The organism is Nonomuraea thailandensis (assembly GCF_024172165.1).
Taxonomy (GTDB): Bacteria; Actinomycetota; Actinomycetes; order Streptosporangiales; family Streptosporangiaceae; genus Nonomuraea; species Nonomuraea thailandensis.
Genome location: NZ_JAMZEB010000002.1, coordinates 3,385,299 through 3,411,379 on the forward strand (window position 1 = coordinate 3,385,299; position 26,081 = coordinate 3,411,379).

The 26,081-nt window shown below is 71.1% G+C and carries 26 protein-coding genes and 2 pseudogenes; 18 read left to right on the forward strand and 10 right to left on the reverse strand.

Annotated features, from left to right (window positions below):
• Positions 1-8: 8 nt before the first annotated feature.
• From HD597_RS19050 to HD597_RS19065, 4 genes are read left to right on the forward strand one after another with little or no spacing between them, the layout of a single operon-like run.
• Positions 9-1,397: an ABC transporter substrate-binding protein gene (locus HD597_RS19050; RefSeq protein ID WP_253744011.1), complete on the forward strand. Its 1,389-nt coding sequence runs from the start codon at positions 9-11 to the stop codon at positions 1,395-1,397.
• The gene (locus HD597_RS64585; protein WP_276082952.1) at positions 1,394-2,332 is read left to right on the forward strand and encodes an ABC transporter permease; all 939 of its coding nucleotides are present in this window, start codon (positions 1,394-1,396) and stop codon (positions 2,330-2,332) included. The genes HD597_RS19050 and HD597_RS64585 overlap by 4 nt, the downstream gene beginning before the upstream one ends.
• Positions 2,329-3,066, forward strand: a complete 738-nt coding sequence (locus HD597_RS19060) for an ABC transporter ATP-binding protein (protein ID WP_253744012.1) — start codon at positions 2,329-2,331, stop codon at positions 3,064-3,066. The genes HD597_RS64585 and HD597_RS19060 overlap by 4 nt, the downstream gene beginning before the upstream one ends.
• 2 nt (positions 3,067-3,068) lie before the next feature.
• Positions 3,069-5,732, forward strand: coding sequence for a fumarate reductase/succinate dehydrogenase flavoprotein subunit (locus HD597_RS19065; RefSeq protein ID WP_253744013.1), 2,664 nt, complete (start codon positions 3,069-3,071; stop codon positions 5,730-5,732).
• Between the two features lie 116 nt (positions 5,733-5,848).
• Here the strand turns inward: HD597_RS19065 and HD597_RS19070 are convergent, their stop codons facing one another.
• A complete protein-coding gene (locus HD597_RS19070) occupies positions 5,849-6,712 on the reverse strand; it encodes an alpha/beta fold hydrolase (protein ID WP_253744014.1) in 864 nt (287 codons plus the stop codon).
• A gap of 59 nt (positions 6,713-6,771) precedes the next feature.
• Between HD597_RS19070 and HD597_RS19075 the strand changes: the two genes are divergently transcribed.
• The 3 genes from HD597_RS19075 to HD597_RS19085 all read left to right on the forward strand — a co-directional run bounded on the left by HD597_RS19075 (position 6,772) and on the right by HD597_RS19085 (position 9,235).
• Entirely contained in the window at positions 6,772-7,353 is a 582-nt protein-coding gene (locus HD597_RS19075; protein WP_253744015.1) for a CGNR zinc finger domain-containing protein, read from the forward strand.
• A 170-nt stretch (positions 7,354-7,523) separates the two neighbouring features.
• Positions 7,524-8,168, forward strand: coding sequence for a ThuA domain-containing protein (locus HD597_RS19080; RefSeq protein ID WP_253744016.1), 645 nt, complete (start codon positions 7,524-7,526; stop codon positions 8,166-8,168).
• The gene (locus tag HD597_RS19085) at positions 8,153-9,235 is read left to right on the forward strand and encodes a Gfo/Idh/MocA family protein (RefSeq protein ID WP_253744017.1); all 1,083 of its coding nucleotides are present in this window, start codon (positions 8,153-8,155) and stop codon (positions 9,233-9,235) included. The genes HD597_RS19080 and HD597_RS19085 overlap by 16 nt, the downstream gene beginning before the upstream one ends.
• Positions 9,236-9,241: 6 nt before the next feature.
• Here HD597_RS19085 and HD597_RS19090 read toward each other — a convergent pair whose 3' ends face one another.
• Positions 9,242-9,949 (reverse strand): GNAT family N-acetyltransferase, encoded by a 708-nt coding sequence (locus HD597_RS19090; protein WP_253744018.1) that lies wholly within the window; start codon positions 9,947-9,949, stop codon positions 9,242-9,244.
• 143 nt (positions 9,950-10,092) lie between these two features.
• Here HD597_RS19090 and HD597_RS19095 point away from each other — a divergent pair, with 143 nt between their 5' ends.
• Positions 10,093-10,650, forward strand: coding sequence for an ATP-binding cassette domain-containing protein (locus HD597_RS19095; protein ID WP_308210657.1), 558 nt, complete (start codon positions 10,093-10,095; stop codon positions 10,648-10,650).
• Between the two features lie 79 nt (positions 10,651-10,729).
• The gene (locus tag HD597_RS19100; RefSeq protein WP_253744019.1) at positions 10,730-11,083 is read left to right on the forward strand and encodes an ABC transporter permease; all 354 of its coding nucleotides are present in this window, start codon (positions 10,730-10,732) and stop codon (positions 11,081-11,083) included.
• 726 nt (positions 11,084-11,809) lie between these two features.
• Here HD597_RS19100 and HD597_RS19105 read toward each other — a convergent pair.
• Positions 11,810-12,124, reverse strand: a complete 315-nt coding sequence (locus HD597_RS19105; protein ID WP_253744020.1) for a helix-turn-helix transcriptional regulator — start codon at positions 12,122-12,124, stop codon at positions 11,810-11,812.
• A 313-nt stretch (positions 12,125-12,437) separates the two neighbouring features.
• On the opposite strand from HD597_RS19105, the gene HD597_RS19110 reads away from it, so the two are divergent.
• The 3 genes from HD597_RS19110 to HD597_RS19120 all read left to right on the forward strand — a co-directional run bounded on the left by HD597_RS19110 (position 12,438) and on the right by HD597_RS19120 (position 14,468).
• Entirely contained in the window at positions 12,438-12,782 is a 345-nt protein-coding gene (locus HD597_RS19110) for an STAS domain-containing protein (RefSeq protein ID WP_253744021.1), read from the forward strand.
• A complete protein-coding gene (locus HD597_RS19115; protein ID WP_253744022.1) occupies positions 12,773-13,165 on the forward strand; it encodes an anti-sigma factor antagonist in 393 nt (130 codons plus the stop codon). Before HD597_RS19110 ends, HD597_RS19115 begins: the two co-directional genes overlap by 10 nt.
• 196 nt (positions 13,166-13,361) lie before the next feature.
• Complete coding sequence (locus HD597_RS19120; protein ID WP_253744023.1) at positions 13,362-14,468, forward strand: pentapeptide repeat-containing protein; 1,107 nt, start codon at positions 13,362-13,364, stop codon at positions 14,466-14,468.
• A 341-nt stretch (positions 14,469-14,809) separates the two neighbouring features.
• Here HD597_RS19120 and HD597_RS19125 read toward each other — a convergent pair whose 3' ends face one another.
• Positions 14,810-15,091, reverse strand: a complete 282-nt coding sequence (locus HD597_RS19125) for a sulfotransferase (protein ID WP_253744024.1) — start codon at positions 15,089-15,091, stop codon at positions 14,810-14,812.
• A gap of 1,096 nt (positions 15,092-16,187) precedes the next feature.
• On the opposite strand from HD597_RS19125, the gene HD597_RS19130 reads away from it, so the two are divergent.
• Positions 16,188-16,373, forward strand: a complete 186-nt coding sequence (locus tag HD597_RS19130; RefSeq protein ID WP_253744025.1) for a hypothetical protein — start codon at positions 16,188-16,190, stop codon at positions 16,371-16,373.
• A gap of 293 nt (positions 16,374-16,666) precedes the next feature.
• On the opposite strand, the gene HD597_RS19135 is transcribed toward HD597_RS19130, so the two are convergent.
• Positions 16,667-16,966: a DUF4193 domain-containing protein gene (locus tag HD597_RS19135; RefSeq protein ID WP_253744026.1), complete on the reverse strand. Its 300-nt coding sequence runs from the start codon at positions 16,964-16,966 to the stop codon at positions 16,667-16,669.
• Between the two features lie 617 nt (positions 16,967-17,583).
• Between HD597_RS19135 and HD597_RS19140 the strand changes: the two are divergent.
• Together HD597_RS19140 and HD597_RS19145 are read left to right on the forward strand one after the other, a co-directional pair.
• Positions 17,584-17,889, forward strand: a pseudogene (locus tag HD597_RS19140) (helix-turn-helix domain-containing protein); the annotation flags it as partial.
• A 213-nt stretch (positions 17,890-18,102) separates the two neighbouring features.
• A complete protein-coding gene (locus tag HD597_RS19145) occupies positions 18,103-18,348 on the forward strand; it encodes a hypothetical protein (RefSeq protein WP_253744027.1) in 246 nt (81 codons plus the stop codon).
• A gap of 22 nt (positions 18,349-18,370) precedes the next feature.
• On the opposite strand, the gene HD597_RS19150 is transcribed toward HD597_RS19145, so the two are convergent.
• Both HD597_RS19150 and HD597_RS19155 read right to left on the reverse strand, forming a co-directional pair.
• Positions 18,371-18,952 (reverse strand): GNAT family N-acetyltransferase, encoded by a 582-nt coding sequence (locus HD597_RS19150; protein WP_253744028.1) that lies wholly within the window; start codon positions 18,950-18,952, stop codon positions 18,371-18,373.
• Between the two features lie 270 nt (positions 18,953-19,222).
• A complete protein-coding gene (locus HD597_RS19155) occupies positions 19,223-20,407 on the reverse strand; it encodes a family 20 glycosylhydrolase (RefSeq protein ID WP_253744029.1) in 1,185 nt (394 codons plus the stop codon).
• Between the two features lie 744 nt (positions 20,408-21,151).
• On the opposite strand from HD597_RS19155, the gene HD597_RS19160 reads away from it, so the two are divergent.
• On the forward strand, positions 21,152-21,478 hold the full coding sequence (locus tag HD597_RS19160; protein WP_253744030.1) for a hypothetical protein: 327 nt from the start codon (positions 21,152-21,154) through the stop codon (positions 21,476-21,478).
• Between the two features lie 67 nt (positions 21,479-21,545).
• Here HD597_RS19160 and HD597_RS64590 read toward each other — a convergent pair whose 3' ends face one another.
• The gene (locus HD597_RS64590; protein WP_308210658.1) at positions 21,546-22,028 is read right to left on the reverse strand and encodes an ATP-binding protein; all 483 of its coding nucleotides are present in this window, start codon (positions 22,026-22,028) and stop codon (positions 21,546-21,548) included.
• Between the two features lie 614 nt (positions 22,029-22,642).
• On the opposite strand from HD597_RS64590, the pseudogene HD597_RS19170 reads away from it, so the two are divergent.
• A pseudogene (locus HD597_RS19170) lies at positions 22,643-23,131 on the forward strand (Tn3 family transposase); the annotation flags it as partial.
• Between the two features lie 199 nt (positions 23,132-23,330).
• Here HD597_RS19170 and HD597_RS19175 read toward each other — a convergent pair.
• Together HD597_RS19175 and HD597_RS19180 are read right to left on the reverse strand one after the other, a co-directional pair.
• Positions 23,331-24,572, reverse strand: a complete 1,242-nt coding sequence (locus tag HD597_RS19175) for a serine hydrolase domain-containing protein (RefSeq protein ID WP_253744032.1) — start codon at positions 24,570-24,572, stop codon at positions 23,331-23,333.
• A 77-nt stretch (positions 24,573-24,649) separates the two neighbouring features.
• Entirely contained in the window at positions 24,650-25,009 is a 360-nt protein-coding gene (locus HD597_RS19180; protein WP_253744033.1) for a DUF1048 domain-containing protein, read from the reverse strand.
• A 258-nt stretch (positions 25,010-25,267) separates the two neighbouring features.
• Here HD597_RS19180 and HD597_RS19185 point away from each other — a divergent pair, with 258 nt between their 5' ends.
• On the forward strand, positions 25,268-26,002 hold the full coding sequence (locus HD597_RS19185) for a GbsR/MarR family transcriptional regulator (RefSeq protein WP_253744034.1): 735 nt from the start codon (positions 25,268-25,270) through the stop codon (positions 26,000-26,002).
• Positions 26,003-26,081: the final 79 nt, after the last annotated feature.

Below are 26,081 nucleotides of genomic sequence, written 5' to 3' on the forward strand. Positions count from 1 at the left end.
AGCGTGCGATGCGCAGAGCTCTCATGGCCGCCGCCCTGCTCCTGGCGGCGGCGGCCTGCTCGGTCTCGGGAGCGGCCGGGGACGGCGGGAAGATCAAGCTCGTCGTCGGGTACCAGTCCAAGACCATCAACACGGTGACGGCGGGCACGCTGCTGCGCTCGCTGGGATACCTGGAGAAGCGGCTCGGCGACAGATACGCGGTCGAGTGGCAGGACTACGAGACCGGCGCCCCGATCACCGCCAAGATGGTGGCCGGGAAGATCGACATCGGCTCGATGGGCGACTACCCGCTGCTGATCAACGCCGCCAGGACCCAATCCATCCCGGCCGCCCGCACCGAGCTGATCTCCATCACCGGCTACAACCTGCGCGGCGGCCTCAACATGGTGCTGGTCCCGCCGGGCTCCACGGCCCGCACGCTGTCCGACCTGGCCGGAACCAAGATCTCCGCCAGCGTCGGCTCCGCCGGGCACGGCACGCTGGTGCAGGCGATGGAGCGGGCGAAGATCACGGCCGAGGTGGTCAACCACCAGCCCGCCGTCGGCGCGGCGCAGCTCGAGTCGGGCGGCGTGCAGGGGTACGCGCAGTTCGTGGCCTGGCCCGGCCTGCTGGCCTTCCAGGGCAAGGGCCGCCTGGTGTACGACGGGTCGGCCCTGGACGTGCCGACCTTCCACGGGGTGGTGGCGCGGCAGGCGTACGCCAAGGAACATCCCGAGGTCGTGGACGCCTTCCTCAAGGCCCAGCTCGACGCCACCCGCTACCTGCACGAGCACCCGCTGGAGGCGGCCGAGTCCGTGGCGGAGGACACCGGGCTGCCCGCCGAGGTGGTCTACCTCTACAACGGCCGCGACGGCATCTCGACGTTCGACGTCACGCTGAAGGAGCCGCTGCGGCAGGCGCACGAGCGTGACGTCGCCTACCTCAAGCAGATCAGCTCCGACTTCTCCGGCGTGGACGTGCGCGCGTTCGTCAACGACGGTTATCTGCGCAAGGCGTACGGGGCCGCGTACGACAAGGACCGGGCCTCGACCGTGAACCCCGCCACGACCACCGGCACCGACCCCCTCTGCGGCGAGCCCGTCGGCGACCCGGGGACCGCCTCGGAGCTCTGGCTGGCGGGTGAGAGCGCGACCAGGCCCGCCGCCACGCCGACGTGCCTGCTGCGCCAGATCGCCGCCGCCCAGGGGAAGGTGCGGGCGGCCTACGTGCCCGACACCGTGACCGGGACCAGGTGGTTCGCCGACCGGTCGGTCTGGCTGAAGGAGCCTGGCGGGCGCCTGCTGCCCTTCACCACCCAGGAAGGCGCCGACGGCTACCGCGCGAAGCATCCCAAGGCCGAGCCCGTGGATTACGCGGACGCGCTCGCCTCGGTGGCGGGGGGAGGTGACGCCCGATGACGGCCGACGCCCAGATCACCGGCGCCCAGATCACCGGCGCCCAGATCGCCGGCGCCCGCGCTGCCGAGGTCAGGCCCGCCGGGGCTCGGGCCGCCGGCGCCCGGGCAGGCGACCCGCCCGGGACGTCCGCCGTGCCGCGGCGGCGGGCCAGGAGCGGCGCGAAGGTGCGGCGTCGGCTCGTCGGGGCCGCGTCCCTGCTGGTCGCGGCCGGCCTGTGGCAGGTGCTCACCGTCACCGACGCCCAGGTGTGGCTGCGCTTCGACCGGCTGCCCACGCTGAGCGAGATCGGCGCCGGCGCCGCGAGCCGGGTCACCACCTCGCTCTACTGGCTCGACCTGCTGCAGAGCCTCATCAGGATCCTCACCGGGTTCGGGCTGGCCGCGGTGGCGGGCGTGGCCGCGGGCGTGCTGGTGGCCAGGTCCGCCAGGGCCGGGGACGTGCTGACCCCGCTGTTCGAGGCCGTGCGGCCCATCCCCGCGATCGCGCTGGTGCCGGTGGCCATCCTGCTGTTCCCGGCCGACGAGCAGGGCATCGTGTTCATCACGTTCGCCGCGGCGTTCTTCCCGATCATGGTGAGCACCCGGCACGCCGTACGCGCCCTGCCCACGCTGTGGGAGGACGCCGTCGGGACGCTCGGCGGCGGTCGCCGCCACGTGTTGTGGCACGTCGTGCTGCCCGGGATCCTGCCCGGGGTGTTCGGCGGCCTGTCGGTCGGCATGGGAGTGTCGTGGATCTGCGTCATCTCGGCGGAGATGATCTCGGGGGAGTTCGGGGTCGGCTACCGCACCTGGATGTCGTACACGATCGTCGACTACCCGGCCGTGATCGTCGGCATGATCACCATCGGGGTGCTCGGCTGGCTCACCTCGGCCGCCGTCGAGCTGGTGGGGCGCAGGGTGACCCGCTGGCTGCCCAGAGCGGAGGAGGAGTCGTGACGCTCGGCATCACCCTGGAGTCCCTGTCGCTCGGTTACGCGCGCGGCCCCGTGCTGCGGGAGATCGACCTGGCGGTCCGGCCCGGCGAGGTGCTGGTGATCGTCGGCGCGTCCGGGTCGGGAAAGAGCACGCTGCTGCGCGCGCTGGCCGGGCTGCTGCCCCCGCACGGCGGCCGGGTCCTGGCCGGCGGCGAGGAGGTCACCGGCACCTCCCGGGAGCGGGCGATGGTCTTCCAGGACGACGGGCTGCTGCCCTGGCGCACCGTGCGGCGCAACGTCGAGCTGCCGCTGCGCGTCCGCGGGCTGTCCAGGCGCGAGCGCAGGGCGGTGGCCCAGGAGTGGCTGGCCCGCGTCGGCCTGGAGGGCCACGAGGACCGGCTGCCCCGCGAGCTGTCGGGCGGCATGCGCCAGCGCGTGCAGCTCGCCCGCGCCCTGGCCGGGACGCCCCGCGCGGTGCTCATGGACGAGCCGTTCGGCGCGCTCGACGCCCAGACCCGCGCCGGCATGCAGGCCCTGCTGCTGGACGTCCTGCGCGACACCCGGGCGACGATCGTCTTCGTCACCCATGACGTGGACGAGGCGCTGCTGCTCGCCGACCGCGTCGTGGTCCTCGGCCACGGCGGCGTCCGCTCGGTCATCCAGGTGCCCTCCCCCCGCGACCCCGCCGCCGACCCCGTCGCCGACCGTGCCGCCGACCGTGCCCGCCTGCGCCACCAGATACTCGAGGAGCTGTGAAGATGGAGATCGCCCCGATCGAGGACCGCCTGCACCTGGAGTGCGAGGTCCTCGTCGTCGGCGGCGGCACCGCCGGGACGATGGCCGCCATCACGGCGGCCGAGCGCGGCGCGCGCGTGCTGCTGCTGGAGAAGGCCCACGTGCGCCACAGCGGCGCGCTGGCCATGGGCATGGACGGCGTCAACAACGCGGTCATCCCCGGCAAGGCCACGCCCGAGGACTACGTCGCCGAGATCACCCGCGCCAACGACGGCGTCGTCAACCAGAAGACGATCTACCAGACCGCGACCAGGGGCCACGACATGGTGCGCCGCCTGGAAGGCTACGGCGTGAAGTTCGAGAAGGACGAGCACGGCGAGTACGCCGTGCGCCGGGTGCACCGCTCCGGCAACTACGTGCTGCCGATGCCCGAGGGAAAGGACGTCAAGAAGGTGCTCTACCGGGTGCTGCGGCAGCGCCACATCAGGGAGCGGGTCCGCATCGAGAACCGCGTCATGCCGGTCAGGGTGCTCACCTCCGGCGGCCGGGCGGTCGGCGTGGCGGGCCTCGACTCCCGTTCGGGACGGTTCGTCACGGTGGCCGCCGGCGCCGTGATCCTCGCGACGGGCGCGTGCGGCCGGCTCGGGCTGCCCGCCTCCGGCTACCTCTACGGCACATACGAGAACCCGGCCAACGCCGGCGACGGCTACGCCATGGCCTACCACGCCGGCGCCGAGCTCAGCGGCATCGAGTGCTTCCAGATCAACCCGCTGATCAAGGACTACAACGGCCCGGCCTGCGCGTACGTGGCCAACCCGTTCGGCGGCTACCAGGTCAACAACAAGGGGGAGCGGTTCGTCGACTCCGACTACTGGTCGGGGCAGATGATGGCCGAGGTATCGGCCGAGATCGGCTCCGCCCGCGGCCCCATCTACCTCAAGCTCTCCCACCTGCCCGACGAGACCGTCACCGCCATCGAGGACATCCTGCACACCACCGAGCGCCCCACCCGTGGCACGTTCCACGCCGGGCGCGGGCACGACTACCGCACCCACGACGTGGAGATGCACATCTCGGAGATCGGACTGTGCGGCGGCCACTCCGCCTCCGGCGTGTGGGTGGACGAGAACGGCGCCACCACCGTGCCCGGCCTGTACGCCGCGGGGGACCTGGCCTGCGTGCCGCACAACTACATGATCGGCGCCTTCGTCTTCGGCGACCTGGCCGGCGCGCACGCCGCCGCGCACCACCGCGCGCCGGGCGCGCTGCCCGAGGACCAGGTCGCCGCCGCGCACGAGCTCGTCTACCGGCCCCTGCGCCACCCGGACGGGCCCCCGCAGCAGCAGGTCGAGTACAAGCTGCGCCGCTTCGTCAACGACTACGTGGCACCGCCCAAGACCGGGGCCAAGCTGGAGATCGCGCTGGAGTCGTTCGAGCGGATGCGGGAGGAGATCGCCGCCATGGGGGCGCGCACGCCGCACGAGCTGATGCGCTGCGCCGAGGTGGACTTCATCCGCGACTGCGCCGAGATGGCGGCGCGCTCCTCGCTGGCCCGTACCGAGAGCCGGTGGGGGCTCTACCACGAGCGGGCCGACCTGCCCGGGCGCGACGACTCCGCGTGGCTGTTCCACCTCAACCTGCGCAGGCGCGCCGACGGGGCGATGGAGTTCGTCAAGCGGCCGGTGGAGCCGTACCTCGTGCCCGTCGAGGAGTTCACGCCCGCCGAGACCGAGCCGGTGGTGCTGGGCGCGCAGGGCGCCGTCGCCGTCGTGCGGCGGGCCGCCGGCCAGGTGGTACGGCAGGCCGCCGTGGGGCGCTCGCCGCGGATCCTGGAGCTGCACCGCCTGGCCGAGCAGCAGCCCGCCGTCGCCGACCTGGCCCCGTACCTCGCCGACCCCGACCCCAAGGTGCGCCGCGCGGCGATCGCCACGCTCACCGAGACCGTCCCGTCCGGCACGGGCCTGGCGCTGGCCGAGGCGCTCGACGACGCCCACGGCACCGTGCGGCGGGCCGCCGCCACCGGGCTGGTCGAGCTGGTCGAGGTGCTGCCCGCCACCGGCGCGCTCGGGGCCGTCCTGGCCGGCAGGCTGCCGAGCGGTGACGCCACCGTACGGGCGGCGGTCCTGGACGTGCTGCGCGCGCTGCGGCTGGGCGGCACGGAGGTCTTCCACGGCGCGCTGCGCGACACCGACCACCGGGTGCGGATCGCGGCCATCAGGGGGCTGGTCTCGCTCGACGCGGTCTCCGAGGTGGCGGACGCGGCCACGGACCCGTCGCGAGAGGTGCGGGTGCAGGCGGCCAGGGCCCTCGGCCTGATCGGCAAGCCGTCGCCCGCCCTGGCGCTGCTCGCCGAAGACGCCGACCCCCTGGTCAGGGCCGCCGCCCTGGAGTCGTCGGCCGCCACGGGCGATCCCCTGGTGTCGCCGGCCCTGCGGGGGCTGCGGGACCCGGCCTGGCAGGTGCGGGTGGGAGCGGCGCGCTGCCTGGCCGCCGCGGACCCCGCCACCGCGGCGCCGCCGCTGGTCGAGGCGCTGTCGGACGCCAACCTGGACGTGCGCAAGGCCGCCGTGGTGGCGCTGGGGCCGTGGGCGGGCGCCGCGGAGGTGGAACGGGCGCTGCGCGGCGCGCTCGGCGACACGGACGCCGACGTCCGCGCCTACGCCCGCCGCGCCCTCACCACACCGTGACCGCCGCACCTCGATCGCTGCACCGTGACCGCCGCACCCTGATCGCTGCACCGTGACCGCTGCACCGTGACCGCCGCGCCCGCCCTGCCGCGCCCTTGACTGCCGCCGTCCGTGGGTCAGGCCGCGGAGACGGCGCCGGGCAGGAAGCCCCGCAGGTGGGCCAGCAGGGCGTCCGGGCGTTCCTCGGGGATGAAGTGGCCGCATTCGGGGATCTCGAAGCCCCGCACGTCGCCGGCGTACTCGCGCCAGATCTCCAGCGTCGGCAGCCGCGCGGGCAGCCCCGCCGACCCCCACAGAGCCAGCACCGGCATCGTCAGGCGGCGGCCCGCGGCGGCGTCCTCGTCGTCGAGCGCGAGGTCGCGCTCGTGCGCGCGGTAGTCGTCGAAGCCCGCCCGCAGCGCGCCGGGCCGCGAGAACGCCCGGACGTAGGCGTCCACCGCCTCGGGGGACAGGCCGTGCCGGTTGTACGTCCAGCGCTCGAAGAAGTACTCCAGATAGCCGCGCACGTCCTGCCCCACCAGCCGCTCGGGCAGGTCCGGCTGCAGGTGGAACAGCCAGTGCCAGTACGCCGAGGCCACCGACGCGTCCAGGCGGCGGAACATCTCGCGGGTCGGCACCACGTCCAGCACCACCAGCCGCTCCACCTGGTCGGGACGGTCCAGCGCCCACCGGTGCGCCACGCGAGCGCCCCGGTCGTGACCCACGACCGACGCCCGCTCGAAGCCGAGCGAGCTCACCAGCTCAGCCACGTCCGCCGCCATCCGCCGCTTGTCGTAGCCGGTCGCGGGCTTGTCGCTGAGGCCGTACCCGCGCAGGTCGGGAGCCACCACCGTGTGACCGGCGGCCAGCGGGCCGAGCACCGGCTCCCAGCACAGGCCGGTCTGCGGCCAGCCGTGCAGCAGCACCACCAGCGGGCCGCTGCCCGCCCGCGTGTAGTGCAGCCGGATCCCGCCGACGCGCGCCACCCCTGTGGACCTCATGGGCGTCCTCTCGCTTAACCTCTTCATAGGGTTAGTGACTTTACCGCGAGAATGGGGCCATGGCGGCGAACGACGCGTGGATCAGGGACGGCGGGCGGGTGTGCCTCGACTTCGTCAACACGCTGCGCGACCGGTGGGACGTGCCCCGGGAGACGATCGAGGAGCCGGAGGACCTGGTGCGGTGGCTGCACGGCGCCGGGCTGGTCGTTCCCGGGGCACGCCTGCCCGCACCGCCCGGCGCCGCGTTGCGGCCGGCCAGGCTGCTGCGGGAGGCGATCGACCGGGCCGTGCTGAGCGCGGCCGAGGGCCGCCTGCCCGCCCTCGCGGACGTGGACACGATCAACGAGGCGGTGACGGCGGCGCCGCGCCCGCTCCTCCAGCTCGTGATCGCGGACGGCCGGCTGGCGCCGCGCGCCGAACGGCTCGCCGGCGACGTGGCCGCCGGGCTGGGGCTCGTCGCCCGCGACGCGGCCGAGCTGCTGCTGTCGCCGGAGGTGGGACGGGTGCGCGTGTGCGGCTCGGACCGCTGCGGCCTGCGCTTCGTGGACCGGTCGCAGGCGGGCCGGCGCCGCTGGTGCTCGATGAGCCGGTGCGGCAACCGGACGAAGGTGAAGCGCCACCAGGAACGCGTCAGGAATTAACCCTGGGAGTTTTGGCCCTCCCTCAGCCACAATTAGTGAAGTGTGCCTCTTTTGGGACTTAAGTGGCACACGGCCTATTTGTGGTTCATCGAGTGATTGGCGAGTGCATGGCGGGCGAGCACAGGCGCACTGTCCTGGTGGTAAGAGGCGGCTGGGAAGGGCACGCCCCGGTGGCGGCCACCGACCTCTTCGTGCCCTTCCTCCAGAAGAACGGGTTCGAGGTGCGGCTGGCGGACAGCCCGGCGCCCTACGCGGACCCCGCGTACATGTCCGGGATCGACCTCATCGTGCAGTGCTACACGATGGGCGCCATCGAGCAGGACCAGCTCAAGGGCCTGCGGGCGGCGATCGAGGCCGGCACCGGGATGGCCGGCTGGCACGGCGGCATCGCCGACTCCTACCGCAACTCCTCCGACTACCTGCACCTGATCGGCGGGCAGTTCGCGTGCCACCCCGGCAAGCACCCCGACGACGAGGACGCGGGCACCGAGCGGCACAACTTCGTCCCCTACACCGTCAACATGCTGCCCGAGGCGGCCGCGCACCCCATCACCGAGGGGATCGGCGACTTCGACCTCGTCACCGAGCAGTACTGGGTGCTGGCCGACGACTACAACGACGTGCTGGCGACCACGACGCAGAAGGTGCGCCCGTGGGACCCCTGGCACCGGGAGGTGACCTCGCCGGCGATCTGGACGCGCCGATGGGGCAAGGGGCGCATCTTCGTCGCGACCCCGGGGCACAGCCTCGACGTCCTGCAGCACGACAGCGTGCGCACCATCATCGAGAGGGGAATGTTGTGGGCCAGCCGCTGAACCTCGGCATCGTCGGTTGCGGGGCCATCTCGGCCCAGTACCTGCGCACCATCGACCGGCTGCCGCAGGTGCGGCTGGTCGCGGTGGCCGACCTGGACCTCGATCGGGCGCGGGCGGCGGTGGCGGCGCACCCGGGCGTGGACGTGCTGACCGTGCCCCAGCTCATGGCCGACGCCAGGATCGACGCCGTGCTCAACCTCACCATCCCGGCCGCGCACGCCGAGGTCGCGCTGCTCGCCATCGCGGCCGGCAAGGACGTCTACTGCGAGAAGCCGCTCGCCGCGACCGGCGAGGACGCGCGCCGGGTGCTGGAGGCCGCCCAGGCGGCCGGGGTACGGGTCGGCTGCGCACCCGACACCGTGCTCGGCACCGGCACCCAGACCGCCCGCCAGGCCATCGACGACGGCCTCATCGGCAGGCCGGTCGCGGCCACGGCGACCATGGTGACGCCCGGTCACGAGCGCTGGCACCCGAACCCCGACTTCTACTACGTCCCCGGCGGCGGGCCGCTCCTCGACATGGGCCCGTACTACGTCAGCAGCCTGGTGACGCTGCTCGGCCCCGTGACGACGGTGATCGGCGCGGCCAGCCGTACGCGGGCGAAGCGTACGATCGGCTCGGGCCCGCGGCAGGGCGAGGAGATCCCCGTCACCGTGGACACCCACGTGACCGGCGTGCTCGTGCACGAGTCGGGCGCGCTGTCCACGCTGGTGATGAGCTTCGACGCGGTGGCCACGAAGGCGCCGAACATCGAGGTGCACGGCGAGCGGGGCTCTCTCGTGGTGCCCGACCCGAACCACTTCGACGGCGAGGTCCTGCTGACCCGGCTCGGCGACGAGGGCCCGCGCCCGCTGCCGGTGTCGGCCGGGTACGCGGGCGCGGGCCGCGGCGTCGGCCTGATCGACCTCGCCGAGGGCCGCGAGCCCAGGGCGGGCGGCACGCTGGCCTTGCACGTGCTCGACGTCATGGAGTCGCTGCTCGCCTCGGCGCACGAGGGGCGGGCGGTGGACGTCGAGAGCACCTGCGACCGGCCCAGGCCGGTGGCGCTGGACGCGCTCGGCGCCTAGCGGCAGTCAGGCGGGTGAGGTCGTCACGGGCGTGCGGAACCCCCGGAACGTCACGGGCCTGCGGGTCTGGAAGCCGAGCCGCTCGTAGAGGGCGATCGCGCCGGCGTTCGCCTCGGCCACGTGCAGAAAGGGACGTTCGCCGCGAGCCAGGACACGCGCGGTGAGGGCGCCGACCAGCCGGGCGGCGTGCCCTCGCCCGCGTGCCTCGGGCGCGGTGCAGACGGCGCTGATCTCGGTCCACCCCGGAGGCCGCAGCCGCTCACCCGCCATCGCCACCAGGGCGCCGTTCTCGCGGACGCCGAGATAGGTGCCGAGCTCGCGGGTACGCGGCCAGAACGGCCCCGGCTGGGCGCGGGCGACCAGGGCCAGCATCTCGGGCACGTCGTCCGCGCCCAGCTCGACCGCCCCGGCGCCGCTCCCGGCAGGCGGCTGATCGGGCCCGACCATCTGCCTGCCGTCGAGGACGAAGACCGGCGCCCAGCCCGGCGGCGGCACCGCGGGGCTGCTGAACATGTCGGCGAGCTCGCCCGGGCCGAGCAGCCGGGCGAGGTCGGCCCACTCCTCCGGGCCCGCGCCGGCGCTCACCGTGGAGAAGGTGGCGACTCCCGGCTGGTACGTGGCGGCCCGGCCGAGCCGGCGGGCGAGATGCGCGTGACGGCCGCGCAGCGACTCGCCGACCGGATCGTCGAGAGCGGGGACGTCGCGGCTGACCATGGTGCTGCACCTCTCGTGTCCTGCGGGGGAGTCGACGGCCATCCTACGAACCACGCGGAGCGCCGCGGGCGCCGGGCCAACCGACACAGGCCTGTCGGGCACCCCCTCCTACGCTGGAGACGACCCGTCAGAGGGGAGTCCGCATGGCCGCCGTCCTGATCGAAGACCTTCGCAAGTCCTACGGCAGGACCCGGGGACTGGAGGGCGTCTGCCTGAGTGTCCCCGAGGGCTCGGTCGCCGGCCTGCTCGGGCCGAACGGCGCCGGCAAGACCACCGTCGTGCGCATCCTGGCGACGCTCCTGCGCGCCGACTCCGGCCGCGCCGAGGTGCTCGGCGTGGACGTGACGGCGCGGCCCGGCCGGGTGCGCGAGCTGATCGGCCTGACCGGCCAGTACGCCGCCGTGGACGAGCTGCTGACCGGCCTGGAGAGCCTCGTCCTCGTCGGCCGCCTGCACGGGGCGGGCGCACCCGGGGCCCGGCGCAGGGCCGCGAAGCTGCTGGAGCTGTTCGAGCTGGAGGCGCCCGCGCCGTGGTCGTGCCGGCCGACCTCGCGGACGCCGCGACCGCCGCCACCGTCCTGCGCGGCCACGGCAGCGGGCCGCCCGTCATCGACGACGACACCGTCACGATCCCCATGGCCGGCGGCCACGGGGAGCTCCCCGCCCTCCTGCGGGATCTCGACGGGGCCGGCGTCCACGTGACCGACCTGGCCCTGCGCCGGCCCAGCCTCGACGACGCCTTCCTCGCCCTCACCGGCCGCACGCAGGCGGAGACGGCCCGATGACCCGCTCGTCCGTCCTGCTCGGCCGCCTGCTCTCCGAGACCCTGCGCAGCCTGCTCAGCATCGTGGTCATGTCCGGTTGCGGGCTGCTCGTCGGCTTCCGCTTCCACGCCGGGCCGGGGGAGATCGTGCTCGGGTTCGGCCTCCTCCTGCTGCTCGGGTTCGGCTTCTCGTGGGTGGCGGCGTACATCGGGCTGGTCGCGGGGAGCGTCGAGGGCGCGCAGGGCCTTGGCATGATCTGGGTGTTCCCGTTCGTGTTCGTCAGCTCGGCGTTCGGGCAGGTGCTCGCAGGCCAGGGCAAGCTGGGTCATGATGCTGGCCCGGACGGCGCGCTGCCGGTCGTGGGCGGCTGAGCGACGTCGGCCGGAGCGAACTCCCGGAGCCGGAGCCGGACCTGCGCCGGCCGCTCGGCGATCTCGGGGCGGACGGGTTGCGGACGCGGGTAGACCATGGGAATCACGCTCCCCTGGGGGAGATGCCTTTCGGAGCGAGGCTGTCGCTGCGGCCACATGTCCGGCGAATCGGACCGCTCTCACAGGGAGTCTCCCTCTGGCGGTTGACCGGCCGCTCACCTCGTTGAGCGATCAGCCAGCCGATGGCACCGGCCTCAGACACACGGCGCCGTTCGGCCAGATCTACTAAACACGCACTTAAGCGCTGTCCTGTTCATGCGACGGGGAGCGGCTCCTTGTACGCCCGCGGCTTTCCCGCAAGCCCTCCGCCTGGAGTGGCGGCCCACCGTAGCTGAGGGAGGTCCGGGCGGGGACCGACGCCCACCGGCCGGGCCCCGATCTCTTGAGACGGTCGCTGTCATCGTGTCGGTGGCCGTGGGGCTGTAGCCGGGCCGCGGCAGCCCCACGGCCACCTCGCCCCGGGACCGTAGAGACCACCCGGGGCGGTGAAGGCTGCGGGCCTGATCAGGAGCGGAAGGAGGGGTCGTGATCAGGTTGCAGCCTGCGACGACTTCCCCGTGAGCCGCGCCCGTCCACCACCGGGCACCGAACCTGTCACCCCCGCTTGTCAGGCTCAGCTCGAAGACTGCCGTCACCATGCCGGGGTCGGGTCCCGGCGGCTTCCGTTCAGGTGGGGTGGCGCCTGTCCCGGTCGACGAACAGGTCGATCAGCAGGCGGACGGGCAGGCCGGCCTCGGTGGGGTGGCGGAAGTGCGCGTCCAGGTTGAGGCTGTAGTGGTTGCGCCGTCCGACGCGCTCGCGGGTCAGGTAGCCGGCCTGGTGCAGATCGGCGAGGATCTTCTGCACGCCCCGTTCGGTGATGCCGATGTGGCCGGCCAGGTCGCGCACCCTCGCTTCGGGATCTCGGGCGATCTCGACCAGGACACGGGCGTGGTGGGTGAGGAAGGTCCAGGTGGGGGGACGGTCCGCCGATGCGTTCACGGTTACGTATGCCTTCTCCGGCCAGAGCCCCGGTGCTCCAGGCGCTCCCGGGTGTACGGAACGGATACATCTCGCTACCTAAAGATCCTATGGCGAACTGGCTTTCCTGCACCAGCCTTCACCCTTACGCTCGCGGTGACGGCACCGTCGCCGTCGTACCAGCCGGGCCTACCTTTGAGACGGTCATGATCGCCATCACCCGCCTTCACACGGCCTGCACCCCGCCGACTCCGCCATGACGCCCTTACGCCTAGGCTGCCGCCCGCTGCCTGCGAACCCGGCGACCGGTCCTGCGACCGCTCCGGAGTCCGGTGTGGTGATCAGCGTGGCCGGGGAGCTGGACGCCACCAACGCCGACCATCTGGAGTCCTCCATCGGCCGGATGCGGCACCCGGGCCGGCCCCTGGTGCTCGACCTGGGCGGGCTGACCTTCATGGACAGCACCGGCCTGCACGTCCTGCTGCGCGTGCACCGCGAGGTCCGCCAGGACGGTGGCTCCTTCCATCTGGCCGCGGTGCGCGACCTGCCCGCCCGCCTGCTGCAGATCACCGAGGTCTGGGACGCGCTCGACATCCACCCCAGCACCGACGCCGCGATCACCGCCCTGTCCCAGACCCCCGCGCCGGCGCCGCGCCCGGGGAGGCCGCCATGCGACTGACCTGCCGGCACCTGCCCGGCGCCAGCGTGATCACCATCGACGGCGAGGTGGACGCCACCACCTCCCGCCAGCTGGACACCTACCTCACCCTGGCCCGCCGCAGCCTGAACGACCACCTGGTCATCGACGCCAGCCGGATGCCCTTCCTGGACAGCACCGGCCTGGCCGTCCTGCTGGCCGCCGCAGCCCTCGCCCACGCCCACGGCGCAGCCGTGCACCTGGCCGGACCGCAGCCACGCGTGGCCCGGATCCTGGAGATCGCCGGCGCCACGTCCGTCGTGCGCATCTACGACCACCTCGAACAGGCCCTGGCGGCGATCGAACGCATGACCGCGGACGGCTTCCCCGAGCCCGGCCACGCCCCCGGCGTAGGAGGCCTCTGAGCAGACCTGCGCCACCCCGGGGGTGTGGCACTCCGGCCGGCCTCGTTGGATGATATGCCCTTCTGACGGCGACGGTGATGCTGATGAGCGAGGTGTCGGCGTACACCTCAACATGCAGACGCATGTACAGGCTGATGTGCAAGGGTGCCATCGTTGAGCTGTCGTCGCTTCGGCGCGTTGATCAGAGGGTCAGGGCATGATCAGAGCGGGTTCGGATAGCACGCGCCGGGGTGATGCCGAGCAGCAGGCGGTGGAAGCAGAGGCGGGCTTATGGCCGATCGGCCGAGCGCTGACGATCGCCGCCAGTGTGGCGTTTCTCGGGCTGGCCGCTGTCATGGTCATCGTCCTGGCCGTGCTGGGATTCCCGCAGCTGGCACCAACCGGCGCCTTGCCGCCCAGCCAGCTGCTGGAGGTACTGAAGCTGGTCTTGGGGACGGTCGCGGGGGCGGGCGCCTTGCTCGCGCTGGTGATGGCCTACCGACGGCAGCGTCTAGCAGAGGTGGCCAACGAACGAGACGAGCGGCGTGCTCGCGAGGACCTGGCCCGGGTTTGCAACGAACGGTTCGCCACCGCCGTCGGACAGCTCGGACACGACGGGGCCGCCGTTCGCCTGGCCGGCGCGCATGCCCTCGCAGGGCTCGCCGACGATTGGGCACCGCTCCGTCAGACCTGTATCGACGTGCTGTGTGCCTATCTCCGATTGCCGTACGAGCCGGATCCAGGCCCGGATGCTCCGTCGGAGCAGAAGTTAGCGTTCGCCCGCGACCAGCGGGTTCGCCACACGGTCATCGACGTCATCGTGGCCCGCCTGCGTGACGGCGCTCGCGTCTCCTGGCAGGGGCACATCTTCGATTTCTCCGGCGCGCTGTTCGACGGCGGGAACTTCTCCGGTGCCAGGTTCACCGGCGGCGAGGTCAACTTCTCGGGTGCCAAGTTCACCGGCGGACGCGTCAGTTTCGACCGGGTGGAGTTCTCCGGAGCCATCGTGGGCTTCATGGCCGCGGAATTCGCGGGCGGCTTCGTCAAGTTCTTGAAAACAAAGTTTTCCGGCGGCCTCGTCGCCTTCTACGACGCACGTTTCTCCGGTGGCACTGTCACCTTCCGCGGTGCCGAGTTCTCCGGCAGCGACGTCGGTTTCCGCGGTGCCGAGTTCTCCGGCGGCGCGGTCGACCTGTCGAGTCCAGGAGAGTGGGAAGTTCCCCCAGATCTCGGGGGAATGGATCCAGCCGCACCGCCGGCCGGGGTGAGTCTGCCGGCCGCGATAGTCGACCAAGGTGAGACGCGCACCGAGCCACGGGCCTGACTCCGGCCTCGCCCCGACCGGATCAGAACTAACGGCGGCGACCGACTCTGCACGTCTACCCGTACTTGGCCTTGCGCATGTAGATGTACGCCGACAGCAGGTACTGGACCTTCACGGCAGGTACCCCCACCTTCCGCACGTGCTCCTCAGCGTTTCGGGGATCTCCTCGGGACGGGGCAGCTCCCGGCACGGTTGCACGGTTCCGGAGCGGATCTTGTCCTTCCCGTCGCCGAGCCCCTTGTCGACCACCTGTGGCTGGCCGTAGGCGAGCCTTTGCGGGCGCCCAGTCCAGGCCGAGGAAACTTGCAGATCCCGCGGAGCGTCTTGTCTCGTCTCGGCCGTCAGGTCCTCATGCGCACCGTCACGCCGGGCGGCGCCTTCCTGGCCCGCTCGGTGGCCTTCATGTAGCGCAGCGCGTCGGCCGCCGCCTCCGCTGGGGTGCGCTTGTCCGGGCTGGCCTCATGCCAAGAGATGGCGATGGAGGCGGGATGGCGCAACAGGAACACAAACCGCGCGTCCGGCCAGCACGCGGCGATCCGCTCGAAGGCGAACGCGTGTGCCGGAGCGCCGCCATCGCTCTTCCTCCATCCCCGTGCCGAACTCCACGCGCAGCTGGCGCACATGCAGCTCATGCGGGGCGTGCAGGTCCGGATGCGCGTTCAGCATCGCGCGAAGCTCCACAGCCCCACGCCCCCGGCCGATGCCTCGAGGGCATCAGTGGTCTCTTCGTCAGTCGCAGGCCATGGTGACCGCCCCGCGCAGATCACGGCCGCCGCACCCTGGCGATGTCTGCGGTCGCCCCCAGCGCCCTAGAGTCGCCCGACATGGTCGACATCTGCTTGGCACACCGGGGTGAAGGGCTCGCTGTAGAGCGGCTGGCCGCGATCGAGCTGGGCGAGATCCCCGAGGATGCATCTGCGCCCGGCGCCACACCGGGCACGCTACCGCGACGGCCCCCGGGCTGCGCCGTCCCGCCGGGCGCAGGCCGGCCTGGCGTGGCTGCGCCACCGCAACGCCCCGCGCTGACGCGCCCCCTTCACGCACACGCCACGGCCGGCATCAGCGCCACCCCGATCTGCGGACCCCGACCCAGGCCCCGCAGCGCCGCTGCCAGGGAAGACCGGCCGCGCGCGGCATGCGGGCCGTAAGACGGAGCCGCCGCAGCACCTCCGGCTCACGGCTCGCCCTTCTGCGTTGCTCCGGAGCGCTGGATACTGACGCGCCGCGGCGCAGAGCGATCGACAGCCGCGCATCACGGCGTCTCGCCCTGGGGCTGATCGTCGTCGAAGCGACCCTGAACGGGTGGCCAGATCCTGTATGGCCGACCCGTCCCAGCGTCGCTCAGGACAGCCGCCCGGGCGTCGTCGAGCAACCGCCCCAACGCCGCCGTTCACAACGGCGGTTCACCGCACAGCACGGGCAGGGGTTCTCCGCAAGGCCGCTCCGCACTGGTCGATGGCGAAGCGGCCGTCTCACCACGGAAGAGCAGTCCAGCCGCACGCTGAACTCGTCCTACGATCCGGCCTCTACCCCGGTTCACCGGCCCAAACGCGCCGGTAAACCGCCTTTGAGCAAGGCATGATCCCGCTCCGGGACTGGCCACCCGGGAAGGTGCCAGAGTGACGGCTCGTGACCCGGCCGCAGCGGGGTACCTGCGACCGAGCACCTGCCGCTGACCCGATCGATGCTGGTCCAGCGATGCGTCAGGCGTATCGTCGGATGCGTGGGCAACGGGATCGGTGGGGCGCGGTGATGGGCCGTTACCTGGTGAGGGCTGACGGCCTGCGTGCCGAGCCGGTCAAGCTGACTGCGGGCAGCCCGCCTTGGCAGTTCGCCAGGATGCGGGAGATCGTCAACCTGGCCGACCTGCGCGGGGTCGACGCCGGCGGCGAGGAGACCGCCTGACGGTCACGTGGTGTAGCCGCGATGGCCGGGGCGAGCACCTACTGTACGTCACCTGCCGCAGGGACGCGGGGAGGGACAGGACCGCCTTGGGGCGAGAGGGGCCGGCGCTGCCGTCGCTCCTGCGCCGGTCCACCCCCTTCGGTTCCGCCTACTCCCGTAGGACATCAGCGGATCGCGGCCCGTTGGCCCGGGAGCAGCCCAGCCCGGATGTCTGGGCTGCCGAGAGCAGTGGTGGGCAGACTCAGGGAGGATCGGTCCATCCGCTCCGGCACCAATAGCGCTCGGCGTCTCGCTCAGGCGGCGCACTCCAGGCAGATGTGCTGATCGTCTCGCCCGGGTGCGCGCTGGCTACGGTGATGCACCAGGAAGCAGCGCGAGCAGGTGAACTCGTCCGCCTGAGGCGGGATCACCCGCACGGACAGCGCCTCGTCCGACAGATCCGCCCCCGGCAGCTCGAGCGACTCGGCCAGGTCGGTCTCATCGACGTCGATGCTGCCGGAGGAGGCGTCGGCGCGGTGGGCCTGGAGCTCGGGGAGACTGTCCTGCGCCGGCTCGTCGTCGGTCTTGCGAGGGTTGTCGTAGTCGGTCGCCATGGTGTCTTGCCGCCTCATCTACGTGTCGGCGCGGGGCCCGGTGCCGTGTGTCTGATCCGCCGGAGATTCCCCTTTGGTGCCCGCCCCAATCCACACTGAACCATCGGCTGCAAGCGGCCAGGAGCGTCGGCGCAGGCATGCAGGCGCTTGTTTGATCTACAGCGTAAAGGCGGTGTCTTGGGTTTTGATTCCCGATCAAGAGAACCAAAGAAGAACGGGCTTCGCCCGTACAGCTCATCAAAGATGGCTTCTAGGGATTGACCGGCCGATGACACCGAGGCTTGCCTGGTGGCGTCGGCGCGGTCGGGGGGGCGGTGCTGCGCGCGGTGGCGCGAGGCGGAGTGCTCAGGAGCGGGGAGCGCTGCGGAGGTTTGCGTCCCATGGCCCATTCTGTGGCGGTGGGGGCCTTTGGTCGCGCGGCTCTGTTCGAGGACGACTTCCCGCCGGGTCGGCCAGGCAGCCTCTGTTTGAGCCCAAGCTGGACGGTTTCCTCTGAGGCTTGTCCAACGTGATCGCGCAGGTCAGCAGGGATGGCGTCGAGGCGCGGTTGGCATGAGAAGAGGCTCTCGGTAAGACAGCAGTCGACCAAGATCCGATGCCTCTACCGGAGAGCCTCGTTGCTGTCTTACCCTGCCGCGATTCCGCTGTCCCATCACACCCTGATCCGCCTGGCCGAGCTGATCCGTGCCCGGCGTGCCGAGCGCCGCTGCCGGTGGCGCCGCCTGGATGCGTCCCGGCAAGCCCTGCTGGTCCTGGCCCACCTGCGTAACGGCGACACCTACGCCCGTCTGGCCGCGGGCTTCGCCATCGGCACCAGCACCGCCTGGCGCTACGTCCGCGAGGCGGTTGACCTGCTCTCCATGCTCGCCGACGATGTCCACGCCGCCGTCTTACGCGCCTACTCCGGTAGACACCGACGCCACGTGGACTGCCCGGACCAGGGCGGGAACGTCCTCCTTGATCTGGGTGAGTTCCTTGTTCTTGTTCGCGATCGCCTTCTTCAGCGACGACGGTGAGCGCGCCGGTGGAGTTCTGCGGGGTGCCGGCCAGGATGCGGTCCATGGCGGCGCAGCTGCGTTCACGCTCGTCGAGGGCGGGGCTCACGCCGTCTCCCGCAAGGTGATCCGGGTGCGCTCATGAGTGTCGACCAGGTCGCGCAGTCTGCCGGCGCGGCCGCGCAGTCGGTCGCCGACCGGCTGAGGCGCGTGCGCGGCGCGTTTGTCCAGCACGTCGGCGCCATCCGGGTTGGCGACCCGGAGATCAACGACATCGCCGCCTGCAGCCGTACGCCCCCCGGCGCCGCGATGGTCATCTTCCGTGGCGGTGAGCAGCGCGGGCTCAGAGGCGCATGCCGAAGAACTTGGTGTCGGAGGTTTCGGTGAGCAGACGGAAGCCCAGGTGGTGCTAGAAGCCTTGCGCGTTGGTGTTGCGGGCGGCGACGCCAAGGTGGACGCCGGGCACTCCGCGGCTGCGCAGGGCCTTGATGGCGGTGGTCCACAGGCGTCGTCCGTGTCCGTTGCCCTGCGCTTCGGGCAGGAGATCCACGTGGATGTGGGCCGGGTAGCGGCTGGTGATGTCCGCTGGGGTGCGGGGCGGGTTCTCGACGTAGGAGTGCAGCCATACGTCGGGACTGCCCGGCTGGACCGGCCGACGCGGGCTCTGTGCGCGCAGGCGCGGCCACCATTCGTGTTCCCATTTGTCTTCGAAAGCCACGGTGTCGGCGACGGCGAGGAAGTAGCCAACGGGCTGCGACGGCGTGCCCTGGACCTCCTCGGTGGCCAAGACCCAGGCGAGGTCGGGTGCACAGGCCAGGTAGGGGCCGACGAAGATATCGCCGAGCAGCCGGTGCTCGGCCAGCAGGCCGCTGGCGTCGCGGCCCCAGGCCGCGGTACGCACGCAGATGTCGTAGAGCTGGTCGATCTCGCCGGGGTCGTCGGCGCGGGCCAGACGGATGGACAACGGTGCGGGGTGGGAATCCGCGGTCATCGTGTGGGGCCGCCTCAGGGCGGGCGTGGTGGTGATCAGCAGAAAGGCGCCGCGCGGGCTCGGGCTGCTGGAAGGACCTCAGCCCCACGCCCGATGGGCACGCTATCTGGGGGTGGGGAGAGATGATCCACTGCCTGTCGTAGCCCTGCACGCGGCGCGGACCGGCCGTCCGGGAGGCGTTCAACAGCCTCGTCGAGGCGGGCCACCCGGGCGAGGCCTGCCTTGAACCCGAACGGCCGGTGGAGAACCAGTACGCGGCCGGACGCGAGGTCACATCGCAGTCGCGGGCCGGAACGCTCCTCCCCACCCGGTCGCCTGCCACACTTCCGCGTGCGGCTGCCGCCGTGCCCGGTAGTCGTCCCAGTCCGTCCGCTCCCGCGTCCAGGCCCGTTCCGCCGCGGCTGGGAGGCGGGGAAGCAGGAGGAAGGCCAGATCGTCGAAGCCGGTGATGGTCTCCGACCAGATCGCGGCCTCCACCCCGGCGATACGGACGTCGAGTCCCGCCACCAGGGATTGCGGGGTCCAGTCGAACATCTCACGGATGGTCTTGGGCGGATAGTCGCGAAACCCGAGCCGGGCCCGGCGCGCTTCTCCCTCGGCGTCGGAGGCCGCCTCCGCGTACGGGCGGTCGAGGTAGAGCACATCGCTCGACGATAGGAGCACCGGCAGCCCGGCCCTCGCCGCGGCGGGACCGTCGGTGGGAGCCAGCGCGAACAACGCCACCATCTGGTCGACGAACGGGTGGGCGGACTCGGGCAGCTCGGCCTTCTTCGCGTCGGCGTCGATTCTCGTTTCCGCGCCGATCCAGAGTTGCACGATGTCGCTTGGGCGAAGCGCGCCGGCGCGCACCGCCTCCTGCCAGGCGACGACCCGGCTCCCGGCGTGGTGCGCCGCGCGGACGGCTGCGCCGACCGCGCGCGTGTAGGCCTCGAACGGCATTCCGAAGGGCTCGTCACCGCCGATGTGGACGAAACGGGCGCGAGAGGCGTGTGCGAACTCGGTGACGGTCTCTTCGATGAACGCCTGGGCTCCGGGCAGGGCCGGATCGACGTAGCCCAGGTGAGCGGCGGCCCCGCCATCGGTGAGGTGCGGGTAGGCGCGGGTCGCGGCAAGGGAGTGACCGGGAAGGTCGATCTCGGGCACGACCGTCACGCCACGGGTCTCGGCGAAGGCCGACAGCTCGTCCAGGTCGCGTCGCGTGATCAGCTCGCCGGGCGAGGTCGAGTCCAGTCCCGGGCGGGCCGTGGACTGCAGGCGCCAGCCGTCGGAGTCCGTGAGATGCAGATGCAGCACGTTGAGCTTGTATCGCGTCAGCAGGTCGACGACGCGCCGGATCTCGTCCACGTGGAACGGATGCCGTACGACGTCGAGCATCAGGCCGCGCCATGCCAGGCCGGGCCCGTCCGCGATCCGGCCCAACGGCAGCCGGCCCGCCGAGCACTCCGCCAGCTGCACCAGCGTCGCGGCTCCCCGCAGGATGGCCTGGGGGCACGGTCCGACCCTTACCGGTATCGTGGCGCCTGATCGACCTTGAGCCACCTCGCTGTGCGGGCGAGGTCTGCGAGTGGCTCTCGGTCTTCGACAGCGGCCGGGGCTACCCATTCCGGATCGCGCCTGCGGACGCGCGGCCGGAGCGGGCCGCCGGCATCTCAGCAAGCAAATCGCTGGTGGTCGTGGCGGTCGTAACGTCGGGGCGCCATCCAGAGGTGCGTTTCGATCTCGGCACCTTCCACCACAGCGGCGTGCGAGTCACGAACCTGCGGGGTGTCGCGTACGACGTGAGGGCGCCCCTCACCGACGTCCTGCAGAATCACGCCAATGTCCGGGCCGGTCGCGTGACCGTGAGCGGCACCGTGCCCAGAGCGACGATCGACAAGTATGCTCCGAGCGGCGTGAAGATCGGCGGTAACGGGCAGCGACTCCCGGCTTCGGGAGAGCTGAACCTCGATCGAAGATCGGGTGTGCTCGCGCACTGCGCGGCCTGGGCAGTTGACGCTGTACACCCACTTGGTTCCACGGGTGTGACTGGGGCCCACCTTCGGATGGATTCTGGCCCCAGTTGACGATCTCGGCGAGCGTGATCACGGGTGGGATGTGGCCCCACCAGCATGCCCCGTCCGAGCCGGTGATTCTTGTCGGCGGCGATCTTTAGGGTGGCGGCTGATGATGTGAAGTGCTGAATCTTGCAGGGGTGGATCCATGGGCCGAAGCGAGGAGACGTGGCGGGTGCTGTGCGGGGATGAGCTGTGCGGTGAGATCGTCATCGACGACATGGACATGCCCTGGATGCACGGCACCTTCGTCGCCGGCCCGGCCTTCGCCAAGGTGAAGCCGCTCTTCGATCGAGAGCTGGAGCTCCTGGAACAGGACGACGATGATCCGGAGGAGTGGGAGGCGGCATATGACCAGGTGGCGGAGGCCGTCTGTCTGATCTCACCACGCGGACCGGTCGCCGAGTTCCTCCTGCATATCGAAGGTGATCGAGCCTGGTTCCGGTGGAGTGACGAACCGTTCACCCCGGAGTAGCCGGCGGCGCACGAAAGGCTCCGTGATATTGCTGGTGGTGCGTCGTCGTGTGGCTGGGCCAGGCTTGCTATCCGGTGACGCCGGTCTGTTGTGCGCGAGTGCGGGCGAGCCGGTAGGAGTCGGTTCCGGTTTCGATGATGGTGGCGTTGCAGGTGAGCCGGTCGACGATCGCGGCGCAGAGCCGTGGGTCGGTGAACGTTTCGGTCCAGCCACCGAACGACTCGTTGGAGGCGATCGCGACGCTTGCGGTCTCTTCCCGGTCGGTCAGCACGTGGAACAGCAGGTCAGCGCCGCGTTTGTCGAGTTCGAGGCAGCCCAGTTCGTCGATGCAGAGTAGATCGACACGGCCGTAGCGGGCGATGGTCTTGTTGAGCACCAGTTCGTCGGCGGCCTCGACCAGTTCGTTGACCAGCCGGGCGGCCAGGACGTACTTGACGCGGAGCCCGGCCATCGCCGCTTCCGTGCCCAGTGCAGTCCGACAGCCACTTCTGCCGGGGGAAGCCTGCGGCGCGGATGCGGCGTTCGCTGCGGCGGCGTTGGCGATCCTCACACTCGGCCATCAGCAGTTCGGCCAGGAAGCCGCGGTAGGTGAGCTGCTCGCGTTCGGCGGCATCGGCGGTGGCTGGCGAACTGAGTGCGGATGGTGGGCAGCCCCGCAGCAGGCGACAGGCTTGGTCGAGCGCGGCGTCGGCGGCCTGTTCGGTCAGTCCTCGCTGATGACGCAGTGGTGCAGGGGCAGAGGTCATGATGCATCCCCTTCGTTGCTGGCGGATGGATGCCGGTGGCGCAAGAGCTGGTCATAGACGGCCGCCGACGGCAGAGGCCGGGTATCGACCGGCAGTGTGGCCAGCCGATGCTCGGTGAGGGAGACGACGTCTTCGGGAAGCTGAACTGGGCGGGCTCGCTCGACGGCAAAATACTCCGCGACGGTGCGGGCACGCGATCCGATCCGCCGCTGGTCGTCTTCCTCGTCCCATGGCTCGGTCTCCGAACAGGGGACAATCGGGTACGGGGCACGACCACAACAGGTTCAGCAATTCCCGCCGCGGTCGCGCGCCATCGTGAAGCCCCTCCTTCAGGATGCTTTCCTCTTCCTTTCCCGACAGCTGCCGTTCGGGCCTGACCGAAATCTCCCGCGGCCAGACGCTGACCCCCTGCGGCCCGGCCACGCTGATGCGGCGCCTGCGCTCCAACTCCCGCAAGAACCGCATCTACAAGGCATTCCGTGAGGTCGGCCGCAGCGTACGCACCGTCGCCCTGCTGCGGTATCTGGCCGATCCGGCGCTGCGGGCGCGGGTCACCGCGGCGACCAACAAGGTCGAGTCCTGCAACGGGTTTTCCAAGTGGCTCGGCTTCGGCGGGCTGCTGGCCGACAACGACCCCGAAGAGCAGGAGAAACTGATCAAGTTCAACAGGCTGCTGGCCAACCTGGTCGTCTTCCACAACGCCTTGGACATCTCCGATGTCGTGCGGCAGCTGGTCGCCGAGGGCTGGGAGATCACTGCCGACCAGCTCGGCCAGATCGCGCCCTACCTGGGGGCCCGCATCAGGTGCTTCGGCGCGTACGCCACCGACGAACTCCGTCATCGGCCGGACCCGTTCGACCCGCTGCTCAAAGAGGTCGACTTCACCGGCGTCGAGCTGGCTGCTTGATCAAGAGGGCACTGGTGCCAGCGCCGGAAGCAATCGGCTGAGCGTCGGTGCTCTGGGCTCGCTCGGCAGCGCATGACGGCAACTTGTTGATCGTTCGAGCCACAGTTCCCTTTTCCACGTAGACCGACAAGGGTGCGCGCTCTAGGGCCGGAGCCTGGTCAAGTCTCTCTGTCGGACCGACTCGACCAGTCATGGGCTGTCAGTCGTCGATGGCCTGGTAGAGCGTGGTCCAGAAGTCGTGGATGGCCCGCGCCGAGTCCGGGGTGGACATGCCGGTCTGGGTGAGCAGGATGCCGACGAGCTGGTGGTGCGGGTCGGCGTAGGCGGTGGTGCCGCTGCCGCCGTCCCAGCCGAACTGGCCGATCGGGGCGTAGTCGCCCCGGTAGGTGCGCACCGCCATGCCGAACCCCCAGCCGCCGTGCTGCCCCAGGCCATACCCCCGATGGACGGAGTCGCGGCCCCAGGCCACTCGGGCGGCCAGCTGCTCGGGCGGAAGCTGGTTGGTGGTCATCAGCTCGACGGCGGCCCTGGACAAGATCCGCTCGCCGTCGTGGATCCCGCCGCCCAGCAGCATCCGGAAAAAGGCGTGGTAGTCGTCGGCGGTGGAGTCCAGTCCGCCGCCGCCGGACTGGAACGCCGGGGGCGTGCTGTGGTGTCCCCCTTCGGCAGGGTCCTCCACGCGGAACTCGCCGGTCTGCCAGTCGGGGGCGTACAGCGGCGGCAGCCGGTCGATCTTGTCGGCGGGCACGTGGAAGCCGGTGTCCTTCATGCCCAGCGGGCCGAAGATGCGCTCGCGCAGGAACTCCTCGAACGACTGCCCGGTGACCCTGGCCACCAGCACGCCGAGCACGTCGTTGCTGATGTTGTAGATCCACCGCTCGCCCGGCTGGTGCATCAGCGGCAACGTACCCAGGCGCCGCATCCACTCATCCGGGTCCACGCCCGGCAGCAGCCAGCCGTCCTCCTGGCCGTAGACGCCGCGCTCGAAGAGCGCGCCCATGATCGGGGTGCCCGGCGCGGTCATGTCCATGCCGAGCCCGTTGGTGGAGGTGAGCAGGTCCCGCACGCTGATCGGCCGCCGTGCCGGCACCGTGTCGTCCAGCGGTCCGTCTGGCCGTTTCAGCACCTGCCGGTCGGCAAGCTCGGGCAGCCACGGATCCACCGGGTCGTCCAGCCGCAGCCGGCACTCGTCCACCAGCACCATCGCCGCCGCCGCGCCGACCGGCTTGGTGGTGGAGGCCATCCGGAAGATGGTGTCGCGGCGCATCGGCACGCCGCCGTCATGGCGCATCGTCCCGATCGCCTCGACGTGGGTTTCCTCGCCCCGGCCGACAAGGGCGACCAGTCCGGGGATCTTCCCGGACTCGACATGCCGTGCCAGCGCTTCGCGCAGTCTGTCCAGCCCGGTCTTGGTGAAGCCGCTGCTGCTGTGTCCCATCATGATTCTCCTTACACAATGTTTGATCTTGCAAAGCCCGTCCCGGCGCGGCGCGCACGAGAGTCGGCAATCCGGCGGTCTCAGAGGGCGACGCGCGCGATGGCGTCGGTCAGCTGCTTGCGCGCACGCGCGGGGACGTAGCCGCCGTCGGAGCAGGCGCGGACGAACTCCTCGACGAACTTCACCGGGTCATGCCCGACGATCTCGCGGATCGGCGTCCCGTTCGCCGCGGCCTGTTCGAACAGGGCGGCGAGGTTCTCGAACCGCGACGCGTCGCTGGCACCGTCGGCCGGCACGAAGTGCATCATGTGCCGCGCGATCGCCTCGACCGCCGTGCGGTAGTTCGGCGGGAGCTGGCTCACGCGCGCCTTGTACTGCCGCCACCGCCGCTTGGGGCCGATCATCCTCGCGATGAAGCCGCCCTTTGCGATGTCAGACATCCCTCTGCCTCCTTGTGCGCCAACGTTCATGCACTGCTGAACGTCTGCGACAGTACATTGCATTCAATAGTTGGTCAACTTCAATCGGACACAAAAATCCTGTACAAGTGCAGTTTTAGGTCCCGGAGTGCAATGAGCATATGGCTGAATGCAATAGACGATCATGCTTGGAATTGCAATGGAATGCGAGTGAATGCATACTGTGCGACGAGGAGCGCGGGCGCCGAGCCCACGCACGCAGATGGGAGACCGGCACCGATGCCCGGAGACAGGCTCACCAACGAGGACCGTCAGCACATCGCTGCCGGGCTGGCCGAAGGGCTCGGCTACACAGAGATCGGCCGCCGTCTCGGGCGGCCCGGCTCCACCATCATGCGGGAGGTCACCCGCAACGGCGGACCCGACGACTACAAGGCGCAGCGGGCGCAGGAGGCCACCCGGCAGCGGGCCCGCCGGCACCGCCAGGCCAAGCCCCCGGCACCGCCGGCCGGCGACAGCAGCCACGGGCGCGATCCCCGGGCGGTCCAGGACCTCACCGAATCCTTCGCCACGCTCCTGGAGCAGCAGGGCATGCCCCGGATGACGGCCAGGGTGCTGGCCTGCCTGTACGTCACCGACTCCGGCGCCCTCACCGCCGCCGAGCTGGTCCAGCGGCTGGGCGTCAGCCCCGCGTCGATCTCACAGGCCGTCGCCTTCCTCGAACAGCAGGGCCTGCTCAAGCGGGAACGCACTCCCGGCGGGCGCCGCGAACGCTACGTCGTCGACGACGGCCTCTGGGTCCGCTCCACCCGCGCGGCCGTGCAGCAGAACGACACCCTGATCGCCGCATCGCAGCGCGCGGCCCAGATCCTCGGGGCCGCGACCCCGGCCGGCGCCCGCTTCGGCGTCGCCGCCGAGTTCCTGCTCCTGGTGAACGCGCCCCTCCGGCAGGTCATGGAGCAGTGGCAGCAGAGCCACACCGACCGGAACGCCCGCGCACCCCTGTCCGAATAGAGCATTCACGCGAACATTGAACGGTCGAGCCCGATATCCCACTGATGCGATGGCATGACAGCCATGAAAGAAGCTCACC